Raw genomic sequence first — 382 nt, 5'->3', positions numbered from 1 at the left:
CCCCATGTGAGAGTAGGTCATCGTCAAGATTAAATTCCAGAACCCCTGATTGCTTATGCAGTCAGGGGTTTTGTTTATGTAGAAGTCCATAAACAAAACCCCTGACTGCATAAGCAATCAGGGGTTCTGGAATTTAATCTTGACGATGACCTACTCTCACATGGGGAAACCCCACACTACCATCGGCGATGCATCGTTTCACTGCTGAGTTCGGGATGGGATCAGGTGGTTCCAATGCTCTATGGTCGTCAAGAAATTCGGGTACTGAGTCGTGGCCAGCTGGCCTCGCTTCAGCAAATTGGGTATGTGATAGCTTTCGGTGTTTTGCAAGATCTCGAACTTTCGGTTCGTTTCGTCTTCACACACCGCAATCTGGTCTCTT

At 47.6% G+C, this 382-nt stretch carries 1 rRNA gene; it reads right to left on the bottom strand.

Annotated elements, in window-relative coordinates:
- Window positions 1–137: 137 nt before the first annotated feature.
- A 5S ribosomal RNA gene (rrf, locus tag HX817_RS31030) occupies window positions 138–253 on the bottom strand.
- Between the last annotated feature and the right edge of the window lie 129 nt (window positions 254–382).

It is taken from the genome of Pseudomonas sp. C6002 (assembly GCF_013385805.1).
Classification (GTDB): Bacteria; Pseudomonadota; Gammaproteobacteria; order Pseudomonadales; family Pseudomonadaceae; genus Aquipseudomonas.
Note: the sequence above shows the minus strand (reverse complement) of the source record. Positions and strands in the feature narration are given on the sequence as shown.